Origin of the sequence: Paenibacillus sp. Soil522 (genome assembly GCF_001428245.1) — a bacterium.
Taxonomy (GTDB): domain Bacteria; phylum Bacillota; class Bacilli; order Paenibacillales; family Paenibacillaceae; genus Pristimantibacillus.
Window position 1 is genome coordinate 94286 of sequence record NZ_LMRV01000001.1, and the last position, 18140, is coordinate 112425.

The 18140-nt window shown below is 48.7% G+C and carries 18 protein-coding genes; all 18 read left to right on the forward strand.

All coding sequences use genetic code 11. The features are described from left to right. Nucleotides 1-138 precede the first annotated feature (138 nt). The 18 genes from ASG81_RS00450 (at nucleotide 139) to dnaG (ending at nucleotide 18136) form a co-directional block, all read left to right on the forward strand. A complete protein-coding gene (locus ASG81_RS00450) occupies nucleotides 139-1512 on the forward strand; it encodes an NfeD family protein (protein WP_056627489.1) in 1374 nt (457 codons plus the stop codon). A gap of 33 nt (nucleotides 1513-1545) precedes the next feature. Further along, on the forward strand, nucleotides 1546-2535 hold the full coding sequence (gene floA / locus ASG81_RS00455; protein ID WP_056627491.1) for a flotillin-like protein FloA: 990 nt from the start codon (nucleotides 1546-1548) through the stop codon (nucleotides 2533-2535). Between the two features lie 61 nt (nucleotides 2536-2596). Continuing rightward, nucleotides 2597-3094, forward strand: coding sequence for a hypothetical protein (locus ASG81_RS00460; protein WP_056627494.1), 498 nt, complete (start codon nucleotides 2597-2599; stop codon nucleotides 3092-3094). A gap of 217 nt (nucleotides 3095-3311) precedes the next feature. Further along, nucleotides 3312-3590 (forward strand): sporulation protein YqfC, encoded by a 279-nt coding sequence (gene yqfC / locus ASG81_RS00465; RefSeq protein WP_056627499.1) that lies wholly within the window; start codon nucleotides 3312-3314, stop codon nucleotides 3588-3590. A gap of 56 nt (nucleotides 3591-3646) precedes the next feature. After that, nucleotides 3647-4840 carry a sporulation protein YqfD gene (yqfD, locus tag ASG81_RS00470; RefSeq protein WP_081417039.1) on the forward strand — a complete coding sequence of 398 codons (1194 nt, stop codon included), beginning with the start codon at nucleotides 3647-3649 and terminating at the stop codon, nucleotides 4838-4840. Nucleotides 4841-4852: 12 nt separating this feature from the next. After that, the gene (locus ASG81_RS00475) at nucleotides 4853-5818 is read left to right on the forward strand and encodes a PhoH family protein (RefSeq protein WP_056628277.1); all 966 of its coding nucleotides are present in this window, start codon (nucleotides 4853-4855) and stop codon (nucleotides 5816-5818) included. A 17-nt stretch (nucleotides 5819-5835) separates the two neighbouring features. Then, nucleotides 5836-8082: an HD family phosphohydrolase gene (locus ASG81_RS00480; RefSeq protein WP_056627506.1), complete on the forward strand. Its 2247-nt coding sequence runs from the start codon at nucleotides 5836-5838 to the stop codon at nucleotides 8080-8082. Next, nucleotides 8079-8576 carry an rRNA maturation RNase YbeY gene (gene ybeY, locus ASG81_RS00485; RefSeq protein ID WP_056627509.1) on the forward strand — a complete coding sequence of 166 codons (498 nt, stop codon included), beginning with the start codon at nucleotides 8079-8081 and terminating at the stop codon, nucleotides 8574-8576. Before ASG81_RS00480 ends, ybeY begins: the two co-directional genes overlap by 4 nt. Beyond that, a complete protein-coding gene (locus ASG81_RS00490; protein ID WP_056627513.1) occupies nucleotides 8576-8938 on the forward strand; it encodes a diacylglycerol kinase family protein in 363 nt (120 codons plus the stop codon). The genes ybeY and ASG81_RS00490 overlap by 1 nt, the downstream gene beginning before the upstream one ends. Nucleotides 8939-8967: 29 nt before the next feature. Continuing rightward, a complete protein-coding gene (gene cdd / locus ASG81_RS00495; protein ID WP_056627516.1) occupies nucleotides 8968-9402 on the forward strand; it encodes a cytidine deaminase in 435 nt (144 codons plus the stop codon). A gap of 7 nt (nucleotides 9403-9409) precedes the next feature. Further along, complete coding sequence (era, locus tag ASG81_RS00500) at nucleotides 9410-10333, forward strand: GTPase Era (protein ID WP_056627519.1); 924 nt, start codon at nucleotides 9410-9412, stop codon at nucleotides 10331-10333. 104 nt (nucleotides 10334-10437) lie between these two features. After that, on the forward strand, nucleotides 10438-10599 hold the full coding sequence (locus ASG81_RS29515) for a YqzL family protein (protein WP_081417040.1): 162 nt from the start codon (nucleotides 10438-10440) through the stop codon (nucleotides 10597-10599). Between the two features lie 164 nt (nucleotides 10600-10763). Next, the gene (recO, locus tag ASG81_RS00505) at nucleotides 10764-11507 is read left to right on the forward strand and encodes a DNA repair protein RecO (RefSeq protein WP_056627522.1); all 744 of its coding nucleotides are present in this window, start codon (nucleotides 10764-10766) and stop codon (nucleotides 11505-11507) included. A gap of 377 nt (nucleotides 11508-11884) precedes the next feature. After that, on the forward strand, nucleotides 11885-12772 hold the full coding sequence (gene glyQ, locus ASG81_RS00510; RefSeq protein ID WP_056627525.1) for a glycine--tRNA ligase subunit alpha: 888 nt from the start codon (nucleotides 11885-11887) through the stop codon (nucleotides 12770-12772). Continuing rightward, complete coding sequence (glyS, locus tag ASG81_RS00515) at nucleotides 12765-14846, forward strand: glycine--tRNA ligase subunit beta (protein WP_056627528.1); 2082 nt, start codon at nucleotides 12765-12767, stop codon at nucleotides 14844-14846. The genes glyQ and glyS overlap by 8 nt, the downstream gene beginning before the upstream one ends. A gap of 28 nt (nucleotides 14847-14874) precedes the next feature. Then, a complete protein-coding gene (locus ASG81_RS00520) occupies nucleotides 14875-15690 on the forward strand; it encodes a pyruvate, water dikinase regulatory protein (RefSeq protein WP_056627531.1) in 816 nt (271 codons plus the stop codon). Nucleotides 15691-15791: 101 nt separating this feature from the next. After that, on the forward strand, nucleotides 15792-16241 hold the full coding sequence (locus ASG81_RS00525) for a YaiI/YqxD family protein (RefSeq protein ID WP_056627534.1): 450 nt from the start codon (nucleotides 15792-15794) through the stop codon (nucleotides 16239-16241). Between the two features lie 41 nt (nucleotides 16242-16282). Next, a complete protein-coding gene (dnaG, locus tag ASG81_RS00530) occupies nucleotides 16283-18136 on the forward strand; it encodes a DNA primase (protein WP_056627537.1) in 1854 nt (617 codons plus the stop codon). Nucleotides 18137-18140 lie beyond the last annotated feature (4 nt).

The following is an 18140-nucleotide window of genomic DNA, read 5'->3' on the forward strand; positions in this document are numbered from 1 at the left end:
CACAAAACACCCTTTAACCGGGGTGTTTTTTTGTTCGTAAATGGCGTAAATGGTATAATATTGAAAACCGCATTGAAACATTTTGACTTCTTCTACGTAAAAGGGAACATAACTAAAAAAGGAGGAACCTTCTTGCACATGAACCGAAGACGAAGAAGATTGTCCGCCACTCCTATTGTATTGCTAGCAGCAATATTACTGGTGACGCTTGCAGGCTTGTTCGGCGTTCCAATGGAGCAAGCGAAGGCTGTGAACGATACCGGCCCGGCCGTATACGTCATTCCCGTAAAACAAACGGTTGAATCTGGTCTTCAATCCTTTTTAGAGAGAGCCCTTGAAGAGGCTGAAGAAGCGAGAGCTGAGCATGTAATTCTCGTCATAAATACGCTTGGCGGAAAAGTGGTGAACGCGGAGCAAATCGGTCATTTTATCCGGGAAAATAAAATTCCGACAACGGCGTTTATTGAGGGGAAAGCGGTATCGGCCGGCACATACATCGCATTAAATGCGGATAACATCGTGATGCAGCCTGGTAGCACGATCGGTGCCGCAGCAGTCGTCGACGGCTCGGGCACTTTAGTGGATAATCCGAAGACAGTCTCGTTCTGGACTTCTGAGATGAGCGAGTCAGCCGCATTGCAAGGCCGTGATAAAAACATCGCGGCAGCTATGGTTGATCCCAATGTGACCTTGGAATTGAAGGATAAGATCGGAAGAGACAAACTGAAAAGCGAAATTCTTACCTTGACTGCCAGCGAAGCCGAAAAAGTCGGCTATTCCGAGCATACGGCTGAATCAGTTGACGAGGTGCTTAAGTGGCTGGGCTTAGAAGGGCGCACAAAGATTGAGGTGGCTCCATCCCTTGCCGAGAATGCAGCCAGATGGCTCGTGAACCCGGTCGTAATGACCGTGCTGCTTATCCTTGGCATAGCTGGCATCGTCATCGAAATGCTTGTTCCGGGCTTTGGAGCGCCAGGCATCGTAGGCATATTATCGTTCGGCTTATATTTCTTTGGTCATTACGTGGCCGGATTTGCCGGAATGGAATCGGTCGTCTTGTTTATCATTGGAATTGCCTTGCTTATTGTCGAGGTATTCGTTCCGAGCTTCGGCATTTTGGGCATTCTCGGCAGTGCATCGTTAATAAGCGGAGTCGTCACGGCGGCATCTGATCCGATGACGGCATTCATTTCGATTGTCATAGCGCTAGTTGCAGCAATCATCCTGATTGCCATATTCGTAAGAATGAACAAAACTAGAGGAATATGGAACAAATTCATTTTGCGCGATAAACTGACAACGGAGCAAGGCTACTTGTCAGCGGATGTTAAGGATTCTCTGCTGGGGCTGGAAGGGATTACGATTACACCGCTTCGCCCGGCAGGAACCATTCTGATCGGCGATAACCGCATTGACGTGGTCACATCCGGCGAATTCGTTGATACGAATCGTACTGTCAAGGTCGTCAAGGCGGAAGGCACTTGGGTTGTAGTCAAAGAGATTGTGAAATAGACTACAAAATAAAACATATGGAGGTTGGGTCAAATGGATCCTTTGGTTTCCTTTTTAATTTTAGCAGTCGTCGTTATTATCGTGCTGTCCGTGTTTCTAAGCTTCTTTCCGATTATGCTGTGGATTTCCGCGTTGGCATCGGGCGTTAGAGTAGGTATTATTACGCTCGTCGCCATGCGCCTGCGCCGGGTCGTGCCGAGCAGGATTGTCAATCCGCTAATTAAAGCGACCAAAGCGGGTCTTGGACTTAACATTAATCAGCTGGAAAGTCACTTCTTGGCCGGCGGTAACGTTGACCGTGTCGTTAATGCATTGATTGCCGCGCAACGCGCGAACATTCCGCTTATATTCGAACGTGCGGCTGCAATTGATTTGGCTGGCCGCGACGTACTCCAAGCGGTACAAATGAGCGTTAACCCGCGTGTTATTGAAACACCGATCGTTGCTGCAGTAGCAAAGGACGGAATTGAGGTAAAGGTAAAAGCCCGCGTAACAGTACGTGCTAATATCGAACGGCTCGTCGGCGGTGCCGGTGAAGAAACGATTATTGCGCGCGTAGGTGAGGGTATTGTTACAACGGTTGGTTCGGCTAACTCACACAAAGACGTGCTTGAAAATCCAGACATGATCTCTCGTACGGTGCTTGGCAAGGGACTTGACGCCGGTACAGCCTTTGAAATATTGTCGATCGATATTGCGGACGTTGATGTAGGTAAAAATATTGGTGCGCATCTGCAAACGGAGCAAGCCGAAGCGGATAAGAAGATTGCCCAAGCGAAAGCGGAAGAGAGACGCGCGATGGCCGTTGCGCATGAGCAGGAGATGAAAGCGAAAGTTGTGGAGATGGAGGCTCGCGTTGTCGAGTCGGAATCACAGGTTCCGCTTGCTATGGCTGAAGCGCTTAGAAGCGGGAAAATCGGCGTCATGGACTATTTGAACCTGAAAAACATCGAAGCTGATACGCAGATGCGCAGCTCCATCGGCAAGCAGGACGGCCAACCTGACAACAAAGACGGGCGTTAAGGCCAAGCGCTCCAACTCATGATTGGAATTAGCGTGACCGCGCCTCGGAGGTGAAGGCAGTTTGAGAATCATTGAATTTCTGATGAACAACATATTTATCGTTGTTATTATATTCGGAGCACTGGCTTCTCTATTTGGCAAAGCAGGCTCGAAGAAGAAGCCGGGACGAATGCCGGACTTTGGCGGAGGAGGGCTGCCGAAAACGTTGTTTCCGCAAGCAAGCGATAGGGAATCAAATCTAGATCGGCCGCTGGCGGAGCGAACCGAAAATCAGCCCGCCTATCGTACACGTCCAGAGCAGGAGCGTCAGTATTCGGCGAATCCTGCTCAAGCATCCAGAGATAATGAAGCGCCTGCAGGGCCACTGCAAATGCCGGCTCTTGAGCTCGCGATTAAGAGGGCAGGAACGGGTAAGGCGAAGGCGCCGGACGCTGCAGAGCGCAAGCCAGGTGCCCAGAGCGCAAATGCAGCCTCAATTCAAGCTGGTGATTTGAGAAAAGCGGTGATGTGGGCTGAAATTTTAGGTCCGCCCCGCTCAAAGAGACCTTATCGAAAATAACGAACGAACCGCCGAAGCATGCTGCTTCGGCGGTTTTTTTGTTTTTGGTGGAGGATGGTCTTCGAGGGCTAGATTAATCTCATATTTAGCTTGCTGTTCGCATATTTTGGTACAGTACATGAAAATCGTCACTCCTCTGCTTTGCTATAGCAAGGCTTAGCTTCTGCTTACATAGCAGGTTTGCTCCACAAACCTTGAAGGAGGCAAAGATTCGTCCATGCGCCTTATAAAAAAGAAATTTCGCAAAGTGACAGCAGAGCTGCTGGATATGCCGCATGATGTCGTATTTGATTTGCCGCGTCTTACGATGATTGGGGATTGCCAGCTATACATCGAAAACCATCGAGGCGTCGTCCATTTCTCCAGCGAGCGTTTGCGGCTCGCTTTAAGCAAAGGACAGCTGGAGGTAACGGGCAGCTCTCTTGTCATACGCACGATTTGGACGGAGGAAGTGTTTGTGGAGGGTCAAATCTCGAACATTCAACTGATACCCTAAAATAAATGGTTTTAAGTTTGCTTTGCTAAAAGCTAAATGTAATGGAGGGGAACGGTTTGAGCGGACAAGGTGCAAATTGGTTAAAGGGAATGGTTACTGTTCACATACGGGGAGGACAACCGGAGCAGCTTGTCAACCGGGCGCTTGCCGGAGGTCTGCAGCTGTCTTCCATTAGGTGGACAAGTAGTGGCTTGCTTGAGTTCGAGCTGTCTGTTAGTGATTTTTTTGGCCTTCGTCCGTATTTAAAGGAGACAGGCTGCCGGGTTCATGTAACGAAGCGCCGGGGATTGCCCTTCCTGCTCGTAAAAGCGGAGCGCAGGAAGCTGTTTGCGGGCGGAATCGTATTGTTTTTCGCTCTAATCTTTATGCTGTCTTCTCTGGTGTGGAGCATCGAGGTGCAAGGCAATGTGAAGCTGACAGAGGAACAAATTCGTTTGGCTGCTAAGCAGGAAGGCTTGTATCCTATGCAATGGTCATTTCGTCTCGCCGATGCCGACATATTGTCCAAGCAGCTCGTGCGCAAGCTGCCGGGATCGACTTGGGTCGGCGTTGAGAAGAAGGGGACGAAGGTTATCATACAAGTGGTTGAATCGACCATTCCCGAGCAGGCTTCCTTGCAAACGCCCCGTCATCTGGTCGCCTCGGCAGACGCTGTCGTTACTGAAATTATTGCCGAGGCGGGGCGGCCCGTTGTCAGAAAAAATACAAGGGTAAAAAAAGACCAGATATTAATCTCGGGTACAATTGGCGGAGAGGAATTTTCGCGGACTGTCGTTGCCAAAGGCAAAGTTCGCGGGCTTGTCTGGTATGAGTTTGAAATATCTTCTCCGCTCGTTCAGCATGTTAAAGTTTACACTGGTGAGAAGAAAACGAAGTGGTTCGCGGTTATCGGCTCAAGAGCTCTTCAAGTCAGCGGGTACGGGGACAATCCATACAGCTCCTCCGAAGCGATCCGTCATGAGGAGAAGGTATCGTGGCGCAATTGGTCGCTGCCAATCGGCAGGATGAAGGAGACCGTAATGGAGACGCGCATGGAGGACCGGAAGCTGACGGAAGAGGAGGCGAGGAGCACGGGCATTCTTCAGGCAAAAGCCGAGGTGCTTATCAAAGCAGGCAGCAATGCGGTGATCAGGGACGAAATTGTTTTGCATGAAAAGGCGGACAATGGTAAAGTTTATATGAAAGTTCTATTTGAAGTCGAGCAATCTATCGTTAAGGAAATGCCACTAGTTCAGATGCAGGGAGAATGAGGATTGTTGCAAATGGAGACGAAAGTAGTAAAAATACCGCTCGGTAACGCAGCGGAAGGATTGGCTGTATTCGGACCGCAGGACAATTACTTACGCCTTATAGAAGCACAGGTTGAATCATCGATTACATCGCGTGAAGCGGAAATTGTCATCACAGGTCCCGCCGAAGAGGTGGATTCTCTGGAACAGCTTTACAATGTGCTGCTGCAGCTCGTGCGTGGCGGTTATAAGCCATCCGAGAGAGATGTAGCATATGCGCTTGAACTTGCAAGGACCATGCAAGCAGAAGAGCTGCTGGATATGTTTAAGAAAGAAATTACGACGACCTTCCGCGGGAAACCGATACGGGTAAAGACGATCGGGCAGCGCCACTATGTGAAGACGATTCGCAAACGTGATATTGTTTTCGGGATCGGTCCTGCCGGAACGGGTAAAACTTACCTGGCAGTCGTGCTTGCCGTAGCCGCACTGAAGGAAGGCTCGGTGAAACGGATCATATTGACTAGACCTGCTGTCGAAGCGGGAGAAAATCTCGGATTTTTGCCAGGCGATTTGCAGGAAAAGGTAGATCCATACCTGCGTCCCTTATACGATGCGCTGCATGAGGTGCTCGGGCCGGATCAAACAGTTAAAGCGCTGGAGCGCGGCATGATCGAGATTGCGCCTCTGGCATACATGCGCGGCCGTACGCTGGACGATGCATTCATTATTTTGGATGAAGCGCAAAACACGACGCCGGAGCAAATGAAAATGTTTTTGACTAGGCTAGGCTTCGGCTCGAAAATGGTCATTACAGGCGACATTACACAAATCGATTTGCCCCGGGGCAAAAACTCAGGCTTGATCGAAGCGCAGCGTATTTTGAAAAATATAGAGGAAATCGGTATTATCCTTTTCTCTGAGCAGGATGTCGTACGCCATTCGCTGGTTCAAAAAATTATTGTTGCCTATAACTGGGATGCTGAAAACAAAGCCTAGAAAGGAATGTCTGCTGCATGAACCAAAACCAGACCGGAAAACAGGGGAGCTTGCAGCCGTCTAAAACAGCGGGCTGGAAGCAGAGTGCAGCCGTTCGCTGGGTGCTGTTGTTTATGTTTGTGCTGCTGTTCTATTTCAGCTTAGCTCCGCATCTTGTTCCCGAGACATACGATATTGAGGAGGGCGCCGTAAGCGAGAAGGACATTAAAGCGCCCTTCCAAATTAAAGACGAGAAGGCGACAAGGCAAGCGGAAGAGAATGCCGCTGACAAGATCGATGTCATATTCTCGATCGTGCCACTACGCAACGAGTCGCTGGTCGAACAAATTTTTGTTCGCATTGAGCAGTTGAATTTGGATGATCAAGTAACGGTTCAAAATAAAATCGATATTTACCGCAATGAAATTCCCGGGCGTTATTCGGAATACATTGATAACTTTGTTAAGCTGAACAAGGGCAAAGGAACCTACAATGATTCGCTGCTTGAGGAAATGGCGCTAGTCGCCAAGGAGCAGCAGTACACGATTCCGGAAGAAACCTTTTACAAAATGCCTAATTTATCAGCGGAAACTTTAACCGAGATGCGCAACGTAGCTCGGGATATTGTGCGTAAGCTGACCGGCGAGCAGCTCCGCGAGGCGGAAACCGCCCGGACGCAGGTAGCCGAGCTTGTAAACGCAAGCTCGCTTTCCAGCCGGACAAGCCGGGAAATTGTACAGGAGCTGGCCAGATTTGCAATTATGCCGAATAAATTTATGGATAAAGCGGCGACGGACGAGGCGAAGGTTCAGGCGAAGCAAAACACGTCTCCTGTCGTCATAAAAGAAGGCGAATTGATCGTGAAGCGCGGTCAGACGATCACTCCTGATTTGTACAAGCTGCTTGTTGATTCCTCACTGCTGCAGGAAAAGAAAAATTATTGGCCTCAGCTCGGGCTTCTGATCATGTCCGTCATGTTCATCGTCGTGCTTTATGCATACTTGCATCAGTCGGGGAGCATCAATGGGATTAAACCCAAATATAACAATGCATCGCTGCTGATGCTTTGGCTGATTTTCTTAATAAATATTGTTACGATCCAGATCATTTCATTGACGCAGACGGATACCGCGCCCTATGCTGGCTATTTAGCTCCTGCCGCTCTCGGCACGATGCTGATAACTTTGCTGCTTGATATGCATTTGGCTATGATCAGCTCGATTTTATTTGCAGTTATGGGAAGTATTATATTAAATACCGGCCAGCATCAAATTTTTGACTTTCAATACGGCTTCGTCATTATTGTTGTATCGTTTGCCGCCCTTTTCTCGATTCACAGAGCGAGTCAACGGTCCACGATATTAAAGGCCGGTATTATGGTCAGCTTGTTCGGCTCGTTGTCCGTCATCACGATCTTGCTGCTGTCAGAGCAGCTGGAACGCGTGCCTTTCATTTATTCCGTAGCCTTCGCCTTTGCCAGCGGTTTAATAACGGCCGTGCTCGTTATCGGTTTGATGCCGTTCTTTGAAATTACGTTTGGCATTTTATCGGCGCTCAAGCTAGTAGAGCTGTCGAATCCAAACCATCCGCTGCTGCGCAAGCTGCTTACGGAGACGCCGGGAACCTATCATCACAGTGTAATGGTCGGTAATTTGTCCGAGGCGGCAGCCGAAGCGATAGGCGCCGACGGTCTGCTTTGCCGCGTGGGCTCGTTTTACCACGATATCGGAAAGACAAAACGGCCTAACTACTTTATCGAAAATCAGACGAATATTGAAAATCCGCACGACACGATCGATCCGAAGCTAAGCAAATCAATCATTGTGGCGCATGCAAGAGATGGAGTCGACATGCTTAAGGGGCATAATATTCCGAAGCCGATTCGGGATATTGCCGAGCAGCACCATGGGACAACCTCGCTGAAGTTCTTTTATTACAAGGCGGTTAAGCAAGCCGAGGAGCAAGGAATTGAACCTGCTTTCACAGAGGATGACTTCCGTTATCCAGGTCCGAAGGCGCAGTCGAAGGAAGCTGCAGTCGTCGGAATAGCCGATTGTGTAGAGGCGGCGGTGCGCAGCTTGCGCAATCCAACTGTGGAGCAAGTAGAGGCGATGATTCACAAAATCATTAAGAGCAGGCTGGATGACAATCAGTACAATGAATGCGATTTGACGTTGAAGGAGCTTGACAAAATTGCGCAATCACTTAAAGAAAGCGTAATTGGCATCTTCCATTCACGTATTGAATATCCGGATGATGTGAAAACAAAGGAGCGTTTGGCATGAGCTTGCAACTTGATTGGAGCAATGATCAGCAAAGTTTGGAGATACCTGAGAATTGGATCGGAAAATTAGAACAACTGCTACAGCTGGCGGGAGAAGCGGAAGGCATAACCGACGGTGAAGTATCACTAACATTTACAAATGATGAGGAGATTCACCAGCTTAACCTCGAATATCGGGGCATAGACCGTCCGACAGACGTTTTATCATTCGCTATGCAGGAAGAAGGCAAAGACGAGCTTGGCATTATCTTCGAGGTGGATAGCGAGGATGAGACCGATCCGATTTCCGGCATGCTCGGAGACATCATCATTAGTATCGATACAGCAAAGGCGCAAAGCGAGGAGTATGGTCACTCTTTGGAGCGCGAAATCGGCTTTTTGTTCGTACATGGATTTCTGCATCTCATTGGCTACGACCATCAGGATGAGAGGTCGGAAGCAGAAATGACCGCCAAGCAGGAAGCGATTTTAAAGCAAGCAGGGCTTTCACGTTAATGCGTAAATTTATCCATAGCTTTGCTGTTGCGATATCTGGGATCGGCTTCGCGCTGCGTACGCAAAGTCATATGAGGATTCATGCCATAGCCGGCTTGATCGCATGCTGTTTAGGCTTTGTCGCGTCGATCAAGCCGCTGGAATGGTCGATCCTACTGTTAGCGATCGCAGTAGTCATTAGTGCGGAAATGATCAATACAGCAGTTGAACAAGCAGTTAACCTCGCCAGCCCGGACATTCATCCGGTAGCTAAAGTGGCGAAGGATGTTGCTGCTGGAGCCGTTTTATTTGCGGCAGCAATATCTGCTATAATAGGGCTGCTCATCCTTGGGCCGCCCTTGTGGCATTTATTTATGGATTAGGCTGCAAACTAAGACGGGGGGCGTTTAGGATGATTTACGAAGGATTGTCCGATAATTACACGGAACTGCTGCATGCGGCTAAGGAAGCGATGACCCGTGCATATGTGCCCTATTCGAATTTCCAAGTCGGGGCAGCACTGCTGGATGACGAGGGACATATCCACTATGGCTGCAACGTGGAAAATGCGGCTTACGGACCAACCAACTGCGCAGAGCGTACGGCATTATTCCGTGCAGTAGCCGACGGCAAGCGTCCGGGACAATTTCAGGCTATTGCTGTCATTGGCAGCACCGATGGGCCGATTGCGCCATGCGGCGTTTGCCGGCAGGTTTTGGTTGAGCTTTGCTCGCCGGACATGCCCGTCATCATGGGTAATTTAAGTGGTCAATGGTCGATTTCGACCGTATCAAGCATATTGCCGGGTGCATTCACGCCGGCTTCACTAGATAATAGGGAGCGTTAAAAAATTTATGAATCGAACAACATCTAATGAACGAGACAGCAAAAAATTCCGTTCCGGCTTCGTCGCTATCATTGGACGGCCAAACGTCGGAAAATCAACGTTGATGAACCATCTGATCGGTCAGAAAATCGCGATCATGTCTGATAAGCCGCAAACGACGCGCAACAAAATCCACGGCGTTTATACGACGAACGACACACAAATTGTGTTTCTTGACACGCCAGGCATTCATAAGCCGCAATCTAAGCTCGGCAATTACATGATGCAAACAGCAGAGAGCGCATTAAGAGAGGTGGAGGCGGCATTATTTTTGATCGACGCTTCCGAAGGCCTCGGCGGCGGCGACCGGTTCATTATCGAGCAGCTCAAAAAGGTAAAAACACCTGTCTTTCTCGTCATGAACAAGATCGATAAGGTATTGCCTGAGCAGCTGCTGCCGATGATTACGCAATATAATGAGCTTCATGAGTTTGCGGAAATTGTTCCGATCTCCGCACTCAAAGGAAATAATGTCGACACGCTGCTGGAGCAGCTATCCCGTTATTTGCCGGAAGGGCCGCAATATTATCCCGCCGATCAAATTACGGATCATCCTGAACAATTCGTCTGCTCGGAGCTCATTCGCGAGAAAATTTTGCATATGACACGCGAAGAAATCCCGCATTCAATCGCTGTTACGATCGAGGACATGCGCGTTAAGGAAAACGGCGTTGTGTATATCGGAGCGGTTATTTTTGTGGAGCGTGATTCTCAGAAGGGGATCATCATCGGCAAAAAAGGAGAACTGCTGAAGGAAGTAGGAAAACAGGCGCGCAAAGATATTGAAGCGCTCCTTGGCTCACGTATTTATCTCGAGCTTTGGGTAAAGGTGAAGAAGGACTGGCGCAATCAAGAACGGGTATTGAAGGATCTTGGCTACCGGCATGATTAAACAGAAATTGTCGTAATTTGTTAAGGATAGACAGAAGCGGTTTATCGCATCCTATTACCGTCTGGAGCAGCAGCATTTCAGGGGACGGAAAGGGATGAATACGTATGCGAAATTTTTCGTGGAAGTATTTTACGTTAACCGGGGATGTCGAATCGTTCATGCTTTACAAAGAAATCAATCAATTTGGAGCGGAAAGCGGCTCTGATTCGTCAGCTTTGGATCAAGATGAGCTTGCAATGATGGAGCTCGAAGACACATCAGGCTAACGAATCAATGGAATTATTGAATAAGCTGATACGTATAAATGGTTTGAAAAGGTAAGCTGGCTGTGTGAAGGAAGCACAACCGGTGTTTATCTTTAACCGCTAAGCGAATGCTCGCCGTCATGGGACGGCGAAATTCGTTTCTGCATTCAGGGGAGAGTTTGCAAATGCTGTATCGTGTCGAAGGAATCGTTATTCGAAGTATGGATTACGGGGAAGGCAACAAAATTGTGACATTGCTTACGAAGTCAAATGGTAAAGCGGGAGTGCTTATACGCGGCGCGAAAAAGATGAAGAGCAAGCATTCTTCGCTCGCGCAGCCGTTTACATATGGAGAGTTCGTTTATTTCCGTACCAGCGGACTCGGCACGTTGAATCATGGTGAGATTATTGAATCTCACCATGTTTTGCGTGAAAAGCTTGATTTGGCTGCTTATTGCTCCTATGTGGCTGAGCTAACAGATCGTTCTTTGCAGGATGATGAGGCAACGGGCTTTCATTTTGAACAGCTAAAGGCATGCCTTTCGGCGCTCCAGGAAGGAAAAGACGCACAAATTGTAACTCATCTGTACGAGATGCGCATTTTGGACTTGTCGGGCTATGCGCCGGAATTGGATGAATGCGTGAGCTGCGGCAACGTTGTAGGACCATTCAAGCTCTCGCCCTATACGGGAGGTATATTATGCACGAGATGCATAGGCAAGGACCCTCAAGCGGTTCAGCTTGGAGAAGGGGCATACAAGCTGCTTCGGCTTTTCCGCAAAATGGATATGAGAAGACTGGGCTCGATTCAAGTCAAGCCGGAGACGAAAGCGGAGCTTAAGCTTTCCATGCGCAAGCTCATGGATACTCATCTGGGCTTTCAGCTAAAGTCGCGCAATTTCCTCGATCAGCTGGATAAGCTAATGTAAACGGTTATAACGGCAGCCTTGTACATTCCAAAGTTGATAATTGACAATTGTCTGAAAGAAGCATAGAATAACTCATTATGAATATTGGACAATGATGGAGAAAGTAATCGTACAATGTCGACGGTATTAGCGAGCCGGGAAAAGTGAAAGCCCGGACGGACAATGCGATGAAAGGGCACTCCGGAGTCGTATCGAACAAAGAGGGTTTGCTCGTAAGGAGCTAACCAAGTAGGGTGGAACCGCGGGATAATAACTCTCGTCCCTACGTCTGGCAGCAGGCGTAGAGACGGGAGTTTTTTGCATGTCACCACCTTTGCCGAGTATAGGAAAAATGTCCGGAAACGGTCAGAAAACAGAGGAAGAAGGAGAGATCAGCAATGAATTTTCAAAAAATGATTTTGACGCTGCAACAATTCTGGGCTGAACAAAATTGTATTCTAGTACAGCCTTACGACGTGGAAAAGGGTGCGGGTACGATGAACCCGATGACGTTTCTGCGCTCGATCGGACCTGAGCCTTGGAATGTCGCATACGTAGAGCCTTCCCGCCGTCCGGCGGACGGCCGTTACGGCGAAAATCCGAACCGACTTTACCAGCATCATCAATTCCAGGTTATTTTGAAGCCATCGCCAGATAACATTCAAGAGCTTTATTTGGAAAGCCTGAAGCAGCTTGGCATTGATGCAAATGAGCATGATATCCGCTTTGTTGAGGATAACTGGGAGTCGCCAACGCTCGGAGCTTGGGGTCTGGGCTGGGAAGTATGGTTGGATGGCATGGAAATTACACAATTTACGTATTTCCAGCAGGTTGGCGGCATTGATGCTAACCCGGTTGCAGTCGAAATCACTTACGGCATGGAGCGTCTTGCTTCCTACATTCAGCAAAAAGAAAATGTGTTCGATCTGGAATGGGTAGAGGGCGTAACGTACGGGGACGTCTTCAAGCAGCCAGAGTATGAGCATTCGAAATATACGTTCGAGACATCGGACACGGCAATGCTGTTCTCCCTGTTCAACATGTATGAGGAAGAAGCCAAAAAAACGATGGAGCAGCATCTCGTGTTTCCGGCTTACGATTATGTGCTAAAATGCTCGCATACGTTTAACCTGCTCGACGCGCGCGGCGCTATTAGCGTAACGGAAAGAACGGGCTACATTACAAGAGTAAGAAATTTGGCGCGCGCTTGCGCATCGACTTATTTTGAGGAAAGAGAACGTCTTGGATTCCCGTTGCTGAAGAAAGGAGTGGAGCAGCATGACTAGAGATTTGTTGCTTGAGATTGGACTAGAGGAAGTACCGGCTCGTTTCGTGCGCGGCGCAATGAACCAGCTTAAGGATAAAATGGAAAAATGGCTGACGGATTCAAGCATCGTGCATGGTGCTGTAAACGTATATGCGACACCTCGCCGTATTGCGGTTCTTATTCAGGATGTGGCTGAGAAGCAATCCGATAGGAGTGAGGAAGCGAAAGGGCCTTCGCGTAAAATTGCCCAGGATGATCAGGGGAATTGGAGCAAAGCAGCGCTTGGCTTCGCCCGCAGTCAAGGCGCCCAGCCTGAGCAGCTTTATTTCCAGGAGCTAGCTGGTGTTGAGTATGTATACGCGAGAAAAAGCAGCATTGGCGCAGAGACAGCGGCTGTTCTGCCGGAAGGCTTGCTGTCGCTTATTACGTCGATGTCTTTCCCGAAAAACATGCGCTGGGGTAGCCATGAGCTTCGCTTTGTCAGACCGATTCGCTGGATAGTGGCATTGTTCGGGCAAGACGTTATTCCGTTTGAAATTACGGGCGTACAGACCGGAAATGTATCGCGCGGACACCGCTTCCTAGGGAAAGACGCAACCGTCGCTCTGCCGGCCCAATACGTAGAGCGTTTGCGCGAGCAGCATGTTATCGCAGACGTTAGCGAGCGCGAGCATCTAATCGTTGACCAGATCAATCAACTGGCTAAGGAAAAGGGCTGGGAGATTGCAATCAAAGAGGATTTGCTTGAAGAGGTGCTCTTCCTTGTTGAATATCCAAATGTATTGTTTGGCGGCTTCGATCCGGCGTTCCTTCATATTCCGCAAGAGGTGCTTATTACTTCGATGCGCGAGCATCAACGTTATTTTCCGGTATTCAACGGCGAAGGTCAGCTTCAGCCATTTTTCGTAACCGTTCGTAACGGTGACCGTAAATCGATAGAGCTAGTTGCAAAGGGTAACGAAAAAGTATTGCGCGCCAGACTTTCGGATGCGAAGTTTTTCTATGAAGAGGATCACAAGCTCACGATTGAGTATGCGCTCTCGAAGCTTGAAAACATCGTATATCACGAAGAGCTGGGTTCAGTTGCCGACAAAGTAAGACGGATTCGTGCGACAGCCGACTTATTAAGCAAGCATTTGCTTATTGACGAGCAAAGCTCGCAAGATATTAGCCGTTCCGCAGATATTTGCAAATTCGACCTCGTGTCGCAAATGGTATATGAATTCCCTGAGCTTCAAGGCATTATGGGAGAAGATTATGCCCTTAAAGCAGGAGAGCGCAAATCGGTGGCGAAAGCCATTAATGAACACTACCAGCCGCGTTTTGCCGGCGATCGCGCGCCTTCCGAATTAACGGGAGCTATCGTAAGCTTAGCTGATAAAATCGATACGATCGTAGGCTGCTTCTCCATCGGCATTATTCCGACAGGTTCGCAGGATCCATATGCACTTCGGAGACAAGCTGCGGGAATTGTTCAAATCATTTTGGCGCATGGCCTGAAGCTGGAGCTGAATGATTTGTACGATGCTGCCCTATCCGTTCATGAAAGTCGCGGACTGAAGCGTGAAGCTGCGGATATCCGCAAGGATCTTTCCGATTTCTTCGCCCTTCGTGTCAAAAATGTATTGTCTGAGCAAGGCGTCCGTTACGATGTCGTTGATGCGGTAATGGCTTCTGGTTTTGCCGATCTGAAATCGACAATTGAACGCGCCGCTGTTGTTCAAGCGCTTGCTGCAAACGATGACCGCACAGCATTCAAGATGACGGTAGAGCAGCTTAACCGGGTCAGCAATTTAGGATCCAAAGCGACTGCTAGAGCGGTTGATCCAGCTCTGTTCGCAGAGCAGGTGGAAACGGAGCTTTACGAGAAATGGCTGCAGCAGCGCCCGACCTTCCATGCGGCGATTGAAAATGGAGATATTGCAAAAGCTGTACAAACCTTATCATCATTGAAGCCTTTTATTCATACTTATTTTGAGAAGGTCATGGTCATGGCGCCTGATGAGGAAGTACGCGCTAACCGTTTGTCTACGCTTGCCGGAATTGCTGACGATATTGCGATTATTGCTGATTTCTCGAAGCTAGTTTGGTAATCGGCTCAGTCAGGAGGATGATGGATCAATGACTCAATCTAATACAGAAGTAATCGTATATGTCGTATCCGATGCTGCCGGGGATACGGGGGAGCTTGTTGTACGTGCGGCGATTGCGCAGTTTCATCCGATCAACACGGATATTCGCAGAGCTCCTTTTGTTACAGATGAGATAAGCTTGCAGCGAATCGTGCAGCAAGCCAAGCAAGCCGATGCCATCGTGCTGTATACGTTAGTCATTCCGCATCTTCGTGACTGCATGCGGAAGCAGGCTGAAATCTACGGCGTCGCCGCCATCGATCTATTGGGTTCTTTTATAGAAACGCTTGAAATGCGTACCGGGCGCAAATCCCGTCAGGAGCCCGGCCTCAATCATGTGCTTGATGAGGATTACTTCAAGAAGGTCGAAGCCGTCGAGTTTGCGGTTAAATACGATGACGCAAGAGACACGTCGGGCGTGCTGAAAGCGGATATCGTATTGGTGGGCGTGTCGCGCACGTCGAAGACGCCTTTATCTATGTATCTCGCGCATCAGAAGTTTAAGGTTGCGAATGTGCCGCTTGTACCGGAGCTGAAGCCGCCTGACGAATTGTTTAAGCTTCCAAAGCGCAAAGTTATTGGACTGACGATCGGGGTACCTTACTTGAATACGATCCGGAAAGAGCGGCTCAAAGCATTAGGCTTGCCTAACACCGCTTCTTATGCAACGCCAGACCGTATTGAAAAAGAGCTCCACTATGCCGATACGATAATGAAGCAGCTCGGCTGTGTCGTAATTGACGTATCGCATCGAGCCGTTGAAGAAACGGCAAGCTTGATAATGGAATATGTGCGGATGCCTTAATGGCAGGTGGCAGGATTTTTTATGGTTATGCCGTATATAATAGTACAGGATAAGAATTTGAATTCGAGCGGTGATCTCATATTCGACAAGAGCAACCTACTATTGTGGTCGACGCGGATGCATGTCCGGTAAAAGCAGAAATAGGCGAAACGGCTAGACGCTTCTCGGTTCGCGTGCTAATGGTTGCTTCTCATGACCATCGGCTCGAGCCGCAGCCAGGCGTTGATATCGTACAGGTGGATCGGAGTAATCAATCCGTTGATTTGTACATCGTGAACCATATTGTACGCGGAGATATAGTCGTAACGCAGGATTTCGGACTGGCATGCATAGCGATCGGCAAAGGCGCTATCGTATTGTCTCCCAGGGGGGAGCAATACTCGGATGAAAACATCGATTATTTGATGGAGCGGAGACATGAGCTTGCTAAGCGCAGGCGTACCGGTGGCAAAACAAGAGGCCCGAAAGCGATGAATAATGACGATCGCGATCGTTTTCAACAAAAGTTGACAAAAGTTTTGCGAAATGAGCAGGAGAACCATGAAGTATAGCGAATATTATTTACGTGTTACTAGGATGAAGGTGATGAACGATGACATACGGTAATAAAATACCGGAAGAGGTCATTGATGCGGTACGCAAGCATTATGACATCGTAGAGACGGTCGGGAAATATGTTCATCTCACGAAGCACGGCAAATATATGAAGGGGTTATGTCCGTTCCATTCGGAGAAGACTCCCTCGTTTACGGTCACGCCGGAGCTCCAAATTTTCCATTGCTACGGCTGTGGCAAGGGTGGCAACGTTATTCGTTTTGTTGAGGAAATGGAAGGCTATTCATTTCCTGAAGCCGTTCGAGTGCTGGCGCTGGATGCAGGAATGCCCGTAACATGGGCTTCGTTAGGGGAGAATAAATCCACGCCGCAAGATGCGGACCGAGCCAAGATCATTGAAGCGCATGAGCTCACGATCAAGCTTTATCATCATGTGCTGAACAACACGAAGCAAGGGCAGACTGCAAAGCAATATCTACGGGAGCGGGGTTTAAGTGATAAGCTGATTGATCATTTTATGATCGGATATGCTCCGGAAGAGTGGGACTTGCTTGCACGGTTTTTAACGAATCGAAGCTTTGATCTGGCACTAATGGAAAAAGGCGGATTGCTTTCGGCAAAATCTGACGGGAGCGGGTATGTGGATCGGTTTCGCAATCGCATTATGTTTCCGATTAGGGATCGAGACGGCAAAGCTACCGCGTTTGCGGGTCGCATTATAGGCGAAGGACAGCCGAAATACTTGAATACCTCGGAGACGATGCTATTTGCGAAGAGCAGGACACTATACAACTTGCATTATGCGCGGCCAGCCATCCGCAAGAGCAAGCAAGTCGTATTGTTTGAAGGCTACATGGACGTCATCAAATCATGGAGCGCTGGCGTGAAAAACGGTATCGCGACGATGGGAACGGCACTGACGGAGGAACATTGTGCCATTCTTAAACGGCAAGCCGAAGAGGTCATCGTTTGCTACGACGGTGATGATGCAGGACAAGCAGCAGCATTCAAATCAATTCCGATGCTTGAGAGCGCAGGCCTGAAGGTATCGGTGGCGATGCTTCCGAGAGGAAAGGATCCCGACGATTATATAAGTGAATACGGTCCGGAAGCTTTCTTGCGGGAAATGATCGATCAGCCGGTATCGGTAACAAAATTTAAGCTTATATATTCAAGGAAAAACCATATACTGCTAAAAGAAGAAGGCAGAAAGAACTATCTGCTTGAAGCGGTACAAATTGTTGCTGAGCTGGATTCTTCAACGGAACGCGAGGTCTACTTAAAGGAAATCTCCCGAGAGTTTGAAATCTCCCTTGATGCTTTGAAGCAGGACTGTAATCAAATCAGACAGGAGCTGCAAAAAAAGAAACCGCAAGGGGATAATAACGACAATTCGTGGAATAATGGTAGGAATGAAAAGCCCCGAAAGTCTGGACCGCCTACACCTATGCCCGCATACACGCATGCGGAACGAAGGTTGCTGCATGTTATGATGCGAGATCGGGAAGTGGCGAAAGCGGTTCATGAACGGCTAGGCGATGCGTTCAATGTAGAGGATCATGCAGCGCTTGCTGCTTATTTATACGCTTATTTTGCACAGGGCTACGATCCGGATGTCAGCCGATTTATTGCAACACTGCACGATGACCGATTAGAGCGCGCAGCTGCATCTATTCTGATGATGGACGGTGACTTCCCGTTCGATGAAATGACGATGGACGCTTATATCCAGGATATTATAAAAGTTCCGCAATATCGGGATATTGAACGTAAGAAGGAAGAGATGGTGCGTGCTGAGCGCACCGGAAATTTTTTGGCAGCAGCACAAATAGCAAGTGAGATTATAACCCTAGAAAGACAGCTTAGAGGGCGACAGGAAGATCGTTTCTAGGGGG

Coding starts and splice junctions, on each gene's coding strand:
- ASG81_RS00450 (WP_056627489.1), top strand. CDS start 139: ATGAACCGAAGACGAAGAAGATTGTCCGCCACTCCTATTGTATTGCTA.
- floA (WP_056627491.1), top strand. CDS start 1,546: ATGGATCCTTTGGTTTCCTTTTTAATTTTAGCAGTCGTCGTTATTATC.
- yqfC (WP_056627499.1), top strand. CDS start 3,312: ATGCGCCTTATAAAAAAGAAATTTCGCAAAGTGACAGCAGAGCTGCTG.
- ASG81_RS00475 (WP_056628277.1), top strand. CDS start 4,853: ATGGAGACGAAAGTAGTAAAAATACCGCTCGGTAACGCAGCGGAAGGA.
- ASG81_RS00480 (WP_056627506.1), top strand. CDS start 5,836: ATGAACCAAAACCAGACCGGAAAACAGGGGAGCTTGCAGCCGTCTAAA.
- ybeY (WP_056627509.1), top strand. CDS start 8,079: ATGAGCTTGCAACTTGATTGGAGCAATGATCAGCAAAGTTTGGAGATA.
- ASG81_RS00490 (WP_056627513.1), top strand. CDS start 8,576: ATGCGTAAATTTATCCATAGCTTTGCTGTTGCGATATCTGGGATCGGC.
- cdd (WP_056627516.1), top strand. CDS start 8,968: ATGATTTACGAAGGATTGTCCGATAATTACACGGAACTGCTGCATGCG.
- era (WP_056627519.1), top strand. CDS start 9,410: ATGAATCGAACAACATCTAATGAACGAGACAGCAAAAAATTCCGTTCC.
- ASG81_RS29515 (WP_081417040.1), top strand. CDS start 10,438: ATGCGAAATTTTTCGTGGAAGTATTTTACGTTAACCGGGGATGTCGAA.
- recO (WP_056627522.1), top strand. CDS start 10,764: ATGCTGTATCGTGTCGAAGGAATCGTTATTCGAAGTATGGATTACGGG.
- glyQ (WP_056627525.1), top strand. CDS start 11,885: ATGAATTTTCAAAAAATGATTTTGACGCTGCAACAATTCTGGGCTGAA.
- glyS (WP_056627528.1), top strand. CDS start 12,765: ATGACTAGAGATTTGTTGCTTGAGATTGGACTAGAGGAAGTACCGGCT.
- ASG81_RS00520 (WP_056627531.1), top strand. CDS start 14,875: ATGACTCAATCTAATACAGAAGTAATCGTATATGTCGTATCCGATGCT.
- dnaG (WP_056627537.1), top strand. CDS start 16,283: ATGACATACGGTAATAAAATACCGGAAGAGGTCATTGATGCGGTACGC.